This window comes from Roseateles sp. (assembly GCF_036404855.1).
Classification (GTDB): Bacteria; Pseudomonadota; Gammaproteobacteria; order Burkholderiales; family Burkholderiaceae_C; genus Pelomonas.
In genome coordinates, this window is the sequence record NZ_DASWYS010000170.1 from 22,169 (window position 1) to 29,932 (window position 7,764).

At 68.9% G+C, this 7,764-nt stretch carries 5 protein-coding genes; 4 read left to right on the forward strand and 1 reads right to left on the reverse strand.

Annotated elements, in window-relative coordinates; all coding sequences use genetic code 11:
• Positions 1–99 precede the first annotated feature (99 nt).
• Positions 100–900 (forward strand): MHFG family PEP-CTERM protein, encoded by an 801-nt coding sequence (locus tag VGF12_RS11390; protein WP_331176158.1) that lies wholly within the window; start codon positions 100–102, stop codon positions 898–900.
• A gap of 58 nt (positions 901–958) precedes the next feature.
• On the opposite strand, the gene uvrA is transcribed toward VGF12_RS11390, so the two are convergent.
• Positions 959–3,844, reverse strand: coding sequence for an excinuclease ABC subunit UvrA (uvrA, locus tag VGF12_RS11395; protein WP_331176159.1), 2,886 nt, complete (start codon positions 3,842–3,844; stop codon positions 959–961).
• A gap of 71 nt (positions 3,845–3,915) precedes the next feature.
• Here uvrA and VGF12_RS11400 point away from each other — a divergent pair, with 71 nt between their 5' ends.
• The 3 genes from VGF12_RS11400 (at position 3,916) to VGF12_RS11410 (ending at position 7,663) form a co-directional block, all read left to right on the forward strand.
• Positions 3,916–5,898, forward strand: a complete 1,983-nt coding sequence (locus tag VGF12_RS11400) for an alpha/beta hydrolase family protein (protein WP_331176160.1) — start codon at positions 3,916–3,918, stop codon at positions 5,896–5,898.
• 140 nt (positions 5,899–6,038) lie between these two features.
• On the forward strand, positions 6,039–6,260 hold the full coding sequence (locus VGF12_RS11405; RefSeq protein WP_331176161.1) for a hypothetical protein: 222 nt from the start codon (positions 6,039–6,041) through the stop codon (positions 6,258–6,260).
• A 152-nt stretch (positions 6,261–6,412) separates the two neighbouring features.
• Positions 6,413–7,663, forward strand: coding sequence for a hypothetical protein (locus tag VGF12_RS11410; protein ID WP_331176162.1), 1,251 nt, complete (start codon positions 6,413–6,415; stop codon positions 7,661–7,663).
• Positions 7,664–7,764: the final 101 nt, after the last annotated feature.

Here is a 7,764-nt window from a genome sequence, read left to right on the forward strand (position 1 = left end):
CCCCCTCTTTGCGGGGTTTCAACAAGTAATAACCCTAGCGATCCCTAACAATTAGTTCATGCGCCCTGGTTCGGGCGCGCCCCCACACCGGACCGCCGAATGTCGCTGATCGCCACCCTCGCCCTTGCCGTTTCCGCGGGCTCCACGCTGCCCCAGTGCAGCTGGGACCGCCCGGGCGTCAACCCCTTCATGGGTGACGTGGTCGCGGCCGTGGATCGCTACCAGGACATCCCCGCAGCCACGCGCGAGAAGCTCAAGGCCCGCATGAAGGCCCGCAGCTACGACGACATCGCCCTCATCGAGCGCGACGCCATCAAGGGCCGGGCCGACTACGCGCCGGAAATCCGCGACATGCACTTCGGCCCGGGCTCCGTCTGCCGCACGGTGACGCGCACGAAGTGGACGGCGGCGACGCAGGAGCGCGGGCTCGTCTACTGCGAGGACGGCGAGTGCATCCTGGTGCCCACCGTCTGCCGCAATGTCAGCCGTATCCGCCGCCTGGAGAAGCCCGCCGCGGCCGCCGCCGCCAACGTCGCCTCGTCGACCCGCGAGAGCGAGGACGCGCCCCTGGAGTTCGAAGCACCCGCCGCCGGCCCGATGGCCAGCGCCGCGCCAGAAACCTTTGCCACCGCCTCCGGCGTGCCGGCGCTGGGTGACGCACCGGCCACGGGCGGCTTCATCCTGCCCGGCGGCCCTGCCCCCACTGGTGGCGGCACCGGGGGTGGCGGAGGCACGGGCTTGGTCGACCTCGGCATTCCCGCGCTGCCGCCCGGCCGCGTGACGCCCACCGACTCCACCGGGCCTGGCGACGGCATCCCGGCCGTGCCGGAGCCCAGCACCTGGGCCATGATCGCCCTGGGCCTGCTGGTGGTCGCCTTCCGGGCCCGCCAGAAGCGCTGAGGCCCCGAGGCCCAGACACGCCCCCGCCGGGCGCTATGCGCGCCCAACCGACCGACGATCAGCGCCGCAGCAAGGGCGCCAGATAGCGTCCCGTGTGGCTGGCTTCGCAGGCGGCCACGTCCTCCGGCGTGCCGGCCACCAGCAGTGTGCCGCCCCCGGCGCCGCCTTCGGGGCCCATGTCGACGAGCCAGTCGGCGGTCTTGATGACGTCCAGGTTGTGCTCGATGACGACGATGGTGTTGCCCGCGTCGCGCAGCTGGTGCAGCACCTTCATCAGGAGGGCGATGTCGGCGAAATGCAGGCCCGTCGTGGGCTCGTCCAGGATGTAGAGCGTGCGCCCCGTGTCGCGCTTGGAGAGCTCGAGCGCCAGCTTCACGCGCTGCGCCTCCCCCCCGGACAGCGTCGTGGCGCTCTGGCCCAGCTTCACATAGCCCAGGCCCACGTCCAGCAGCGTCTGCAGCTTGCGGGCGAGTGTCGGCACGGCGTTGAAGAGCTCGAAGGCATCCTCCACCGTCATGTTCAGCACCTGGGTGATGTTCTTGCCCTTGTAGAGGACCTCCAGCGTCTCGCGGTTGTAGCGCCTGCCCTGGCAGACGTCGCAGGGCACGTAGACGTCGGGCAGGAAGTGCATCTCCACCTTCAGCACGCCATCGCCCTGGCACGCCTCGCAGCGACCGCCGGCCACGTTGAAGCTGAAGCGGCCGGCGCCGTAGCCGCGCTCGCGGGCCGTGGGCATCTCGGCGAACAGCTCACGGATGGGCGTGAACAGACCGGTGTAGGTGGCCGGGTTGGAGCGCGGCGTGCGGCCGATGGGGCTCTGGTCGACGTTGATGACCTTGTCGAAAGCGTCCAGTCCCTCGATCTCGTCATGCGCCGCCGGATCGGCGTGGCTCTGGTAGAGCTTCTTGGCGACGGCGGCGTAGAGGGTGTCATTGACCAGGGTGCTCTTGCCCGAACCCGACACGCCGGTCACGCAGGTGAAGAGGCCCACCGGGATCTCCACCGTCACACCCTTGAGGTTGTTGCCACGCGCGTTGACGATGCGCAGCCTCTGCTCGTCGACCGGCTGATGGCGCTTGACGGGCACCTCGATGCGCGCCGCCCCGCTGAGGTAGCGGCCGGTCAGCGAATTCGGGTCGGCTGCCACCTGCTCGGGGGTGCCCTGGGACATCACGCGACCGCCATGCACGCCGGCACCGGGGCCGAGGTCCAGCACCCAGTCGGCAGCGCGGATGGCATCCTCGTCATGCTCCACGACCAGCACCGAGTTGCCCAGGTCGCGCAGGCGTCGCAGCGTGGCGATCAGCCGGTCGTTGTCACGCTGGTGCAGGCCGATGCTGGGCTCGTCCAGCACATACATGACGCCGGTCAAGCCTGAGCCGATCTGCGAGGCGAGACGAATGCGCTGCGCCTCGCCGCCCGACAGCGTGTCGGCGCTGCGGTCCAGGCTCAGGTAGTTCAGGCCCACATCGTTCAGGAAGCGAAGCCGCGAGGCGATCTCGCGGATGACCTTGTCGCCGATCTCCGCCTTGTTGCCCTTGAGCTTCAAGCCCTCGAAGTAGTCCAGGCATTCGCGCAACGTCGAATGCTCGACCTCGTAGATGGGCCGGCCGCGGTGGCCGGCTGGCGCCTCGGCCGGTTGCAGCACCACGTTGCGCGCCTCACGCCGCAGCCGCGAGCCCTCGCAGGCCGGGCAGGGCTTGGCGGCCATGTAGCGGGCCAGATCCTCGCGCACGGCGGCCGAGTCGGTCTCCTTGTAGCGGCGCTGGAGGTTGGGCAGGATGCCCTCGAACGGGTGGCTGCGCTTGACCGAGCGCTTCTTGCCGCTGGCCGTCTCGGCCTGGTAGACGAAGCTGATGTCCTCCTGCCCCGAGCCGTGCAGCAGCACCTGCCGGGCCGGGGCCGGCAGCGTCTCCCACGGCGCTTCCACGTCGAAGGCGTAGTGCGCCGCCACGGACTCCAGCAGCGAGAAGGTGTAGGGGTTGCGGCGGTCCCAGCCCTTGACCGCGCCGCTGGCCAGCGAGAGCGTCGGGAAGGCGACGACGCGGTCCTCGTCGAACACCGTCACCTGGCCCAGGCCCTCGCAGCTTGGGCAGGCGCCCACCGGCGAGTTGAAGGAGAACAGCCGCGGCTCGAGTTCGGGCAGCGAGTAGGAGCAGACCGGGCAGGCGAACTTGCTGGAGAAGAGCGTGGTCTGGTCGCTGTCCATGTTCAGCACCAGCGCCCGACCGTCGGCCAGCCGCAGCGCCGCCTCAAAGCTCTCGGCCAGGCGCTGGCGCAGGCTGTCCGCCGCGTCGTGACGCAGCTTGATGCGGTCGATGACGACGTCGATGTCGTGCTTCTCGGCCTTCTTCAGCGCAGGGACGTCCGGCGCCTCCACCGTCGCGCCGTCGACCCGGAAGCGCACATAGCCCTGCGCCTGCAGGTCCTGGAACAGCTCGACGAATTCGCCCTTGCGGTCGCGCACCACCGGCGCCAGCAGCATCAGCCGCGATTCATCCGGCATGGCCAGCACGGCATCCACCATCTGGCTGACCGACTGCGCTTCCAGCGGCAGGTCATGGTCGGGGCAGAAGGGCGTGCCGGCACGGGCGTAGAGCAGCCGCAGGTAGTCGTGGATCTCGGTGACGGTGCCGACCGTGGAGCGCGGATTGTGGCTGGTGGCCTTTTGCTCGATGGAGATCGCGGGCGACAGGCCCTCGATGATGTCCACGTCGGGCTTGTCCATCAGCTGCAGGAACTGCCGCGCGTAGCTCGACAGGCTTTCGACATAGCGCCGCTGGCCTTCCGCATACAGGGTGTCGAAGGCCAGCGAGGACTTGCCCGAGCCCGACAGCCCCGTGATGACGACCAGCGCATGCCGCGGCAGGTCGACGTCGATGTTCTTCAGGTTGTGGGTGCGCGCGCCGCGCACACGGATGAATTTCGACTCAGGGAGCGACATGGGAGTTTTCACGAGCGAACCGGCCATGATAGGTCGCCACAATCCGCCGCTCAAACGACAGCAAGGCCCACATGAAGAATCTTCTGGCTGCCACCTTGTTTGCAGTGACCGTCCCGCTCGCACCTGCCGGAGCCGGTGCGGTCGAGCCGCCGTCCGCCACGGCCTTCTTCAAGCGGGCCGCGGTGCGCGCCCCCAAGCTCAGCCCCAGCGGCCGGTTTCTTGCCATCCAGGCCGCCGGCAAGGGCGATCGCATCGGACTGGCCGTGCTGGACCTGCAGACGATGCAGCCGCCGAAGTTCATCGCCGGGTTCAACGACGCGGACATCGCGACCCAGCACTGGATCAGCGAGGACCGCCTGGTGTTCGACGTGTCCGACTCCCCCGATGGCACGACGCGCGTCAACGGCCAGGGCCTGTGGGCGGTGGACCGGGACGGTGGCAACTTCCGCCAGTTGATCAAGACCGACAAGCCCTTCGTCACCACCGCGACGCTGATTGCCGACCGCCGGCTGGACGTCAACTGGATGCTGCACAGCGTGCCGTCGGCCCTGGACGGCAGCGAAGTGATGGTGCTGCGCCGGCCGTGGATGAACGAAAGCGCCGGCACAGGCGTGCAGCTGGCACGCCTGGACACGCGGACCGGCCTCACGCGCACCCTCAGCGAAGGTATCCCCGACCACAGCGGGCACTGGCTGCTCGACTGGCGCGGCGACCCCCGCGTCATTGACACCCTGAGCCAAGGCCGCAGCCGGCTGTACCGCCGTGACGAGGCCGGGCGCTGGACGTTCTGGTTCGACGACGATCCCGAGGCGCGCGAGCACCCCTGGCCGCTCTGGTGGGGGCCGGACGGCCTGATGCTGGGCGTGCAGGGCTACCGCGGCTACGCAGCCGTCTTCCGCCTGGACCCGGCCAGCGGCCGCGCCGACGGCGAACCGCTCGTCTCCACGCCGGGCTACGACTTCACCGGCAGTTTCATCACCGAGCCCGCCAGCGGCCGGCTGCTGGGCGTGCGCTTCGAGACCGACGCGCCGGGCACCGTGTGGCTGGACAAGACGATGAAAGCCCACCAGGCCGCCATCGACGCGCGCCTGCCAGGCAGCGTCAACTTGATCGAATGCCTGCGCTGCATGCAGGCCAGCCACCTGGTGGTCACCTCGCTGTCGGACCGACGGCCGCCGCTCTATTTCCTCTACGAGACAGCCCAGAAGCAGTTGCAGTCGCTGGCAGGCACGCGCCCCGACCTGCCGGCTGCCGCCATGGGCCAGCGCGACTACCACCGCATCGCCGCCCGCGACGGCCTGGAGCTGCCGGTGCTCGTCACCCAGCCGGCCGGCGGCCTGAAGGGCCCGGCGCCCACCGTCGTGCTGGTGCATGGGGGCCCCTACGTGCGCGGCACACATTGGGCGTGGTCGCGCGACGCACAGTTTCTCGCCAGCCGCGGCTACCTCGTGCTGGAGCCCGAGTTCCGTGGCAGCACCGGCTACGGCTTCGGGCACTTCCAGGCTGGCTGGAAGCAATGGGGCCTGGCCATGCAGGACGACCTTGCCGACACACTTGCCTGGGCCGTGAAGCGGGGCTGGGCAGACCCCAAGCGCGCCTGCATCATGGGCGCCAGCTACGGCGGCTACGCCGCCATGATGGCGGCCGTCACGCAGCAGGACCTGTTCAAGTGCGCCATCAACTGGGTCGGCGTCACGGACATCGGGCTGATGAGCAGCATCCACTGGAGCGACTCCTCCGAGGAGTGGAAGCAGTACGGCATGAAGCGCCTCGTGGCCGACCCGGACACCGACGCCGATCAGATGCGCAAGACCTCGCCGCTGGCGCGTGCCCGGGAGATCCGCATCCCGCTGCTGATGGCCTATGGCGGCGAGGACTACCGGGTGCCGCAGAAGCACGGCACCGACATGAAAGCCGCGCTGCGCGCCGACCAGCACCTGGAATGGGTGCTCTACCCCGACGAAGGCCATGGCTGGTTCAACCTGAAGACCAACGAGGACTTCTGGGGCCGCGTCGAGCGCTTCCTGGGCCGACATCTCGCCCCAGCGAACTGACCGTTCATCCCGGCTGCATGCAGCTGGTGGCGCGCGACTGGCGATTCATCGCAGCGCCATGGCGGCGCACGGTCCCAGTGACGAAACTGCTTCCATCGACACAGCAATCCCGCTGTGCAGACACCCCAAAAGGAAGCATCATGAAAGCCACCGTCCTGATCCAAGCCGCCGCCGTCGCCGCCTTCGCGTTCACCGCCTTCGCCGCCAGCGCCGCGCCGCAAGATGTCCAGAAGCTGCCTCGCGTCGTCGTTTCCGGCAAGGCCGCGCAGGTGACGCAGCTGCCGCGTGTCGTCGTGACCGGCTATGCCGCCCGCGAGTTCGCGCTGCTGACCCGCGTGTCCCCCACCGTGAACCACGCCTGAGCTCCGGATGACGATGCATTCGACGATGAATTCCCGAGCCGAGTCGCCGGCGCAGCAGGCCGGCGGCCCAGGCTGCGCCGCCGAGTCGGCTTGCCATCACCGCGACCGCGCTCTCTGAAAGACAATCCGGGCTTCTTGAACGGAGCCCGCGAGTGAAAGAAGAGCTGCGCAAACGCCGGTCCTGGCTGGACGGCTTCATGGCCTATCCCGCCCCGGCGGGCCTCAGCGAGACCACGCTGCGCGACAACATCATCCTGCTGGACCAGGCCCTCTATGCGCTGTGGCGCCTGGGCGACAACCTCGTCTACGCCTGGATGCCGGAGGGTCGTGGCCTGCGTGTGCTCGTCGCGCCGCACCAGATGCTGACCGAGTACGCGCTGGGCGACGGCACGCTGGAACAGGCCGAGATCAAGCGCCGCACCCGGCTGCTGGACAAGCTGCTGTCCAACCAGGAGCACCTCGACCGCGAGGCGTTCGATGCCGTCTGCGCCGCCCTCGACGTCGAGCCCAAGCTGATCGAGCTGCCGTTCGCACCCGAGGGCGGCCTGGGCTTGCCGCTGATCGCTGCCATCGCGGCACGCTACGGCATCCGCCTCGTCGAGGACCGCGCCGTCATCCTGTTCGACGCCGTCGGCTTCTCGCTGCTGACGCCGCTGCAGCAGGTCGTACAGCTCAACAGCCTGTCCTGCTCGGTCAACGCGGCCTACGCCAAGCTGCTGGACCGCGAGATCAACATCAACTTCGCCCGCACCACGACGGGCGATGGCTTCTACATCTGGAACCGCATGCGCGGCGTCGAAGCCAACGTCGAGCTGTACCAGCTGATGCAGTTCATCCTGGCCGACAACGCACTCGCCCAGGAGCGTGCCACGCGGCCCGAGTCGGTGCCCCGGCTGCGCGCCTGCTTCCATGTCGGCTCTCACTACGAGTTCTACCAGTCCGAGGGCCTGAACCCCACCTCCTTCAGCTACTTGGTGGGCCAGGTCACCATCGAGCTCGCGCGCATGATCGAGCGCGCCGAGCCGGGGCAGATCCTCGTGGGCAAGTTCAATACGTTGATGCACGACGAGGCCACGGGCGAGGACCTGCGCATCGACAGCCTGGACTTCGTCGAGCGCACGCGCGCGCCGCTGCGCAGCCTCAACGGGCTCAAGCTGGCGGGCTCCGAGGTCGACGAGATCGCCTGCTACCTGACCGGCCGCCGCGACGCGGCGGGCCTGTGGGGCATCAGCGAGTACCAGATGGCCGACAAGCATGGGCTGATCCACCGCGTCTACAACGCCAAGATCAACATCCACCGCCGCAACGGCGAGCCCATCTATCTCGGGCTGCGCGAGGAGGACCTGCCGGCGGACGCGCATCGCACGACGGCAGACACGGAGTTCACCCCGCTGCCGGGCTAGGGGCTCGGCGCGCGGTCGGGAGTTACGTCTACAAACGCCGGTTTTTTGCGACCGCAGGCGGGCCGCAACGGCTAGCATTCCCGGCGTTGTGACCGAGTCCC

What these genes read in the sequence shown, in the direction of transcription:
- VGF12_RS11390 (WP_331176158.1), top strand. Translation starts at nt 100, where the DNA reads ATGTCGCTGATCGCCACCCTCGCCCTTGCCGTTTCCGCGGGCTCCACG.
- VGF12_RS11400 (WP_331176160.1), top strand. Translation starts at nt 3,916, where the DNA reads ATGAAGAATCTTCTGGCTGCCACCTTGTTTGCAGTGACCGTCCCGCTC.
- uvrA (WP_331176159.1), bottom strand. Translation starts at nt 3,844, where the DNA reads ATGTCGCTCCCTGAGTCGAAATTCATCCGTGTGCGCGGCGCGCGCACC.
- VGF12_RS11405 (WP_331176161.1), top strand. Translation starts at nt 6,039, where the DNA reads ATGAAAGCCACCGTCCTGATCCAAGCCGCCGCCGTCGCCGCCTTCGCG.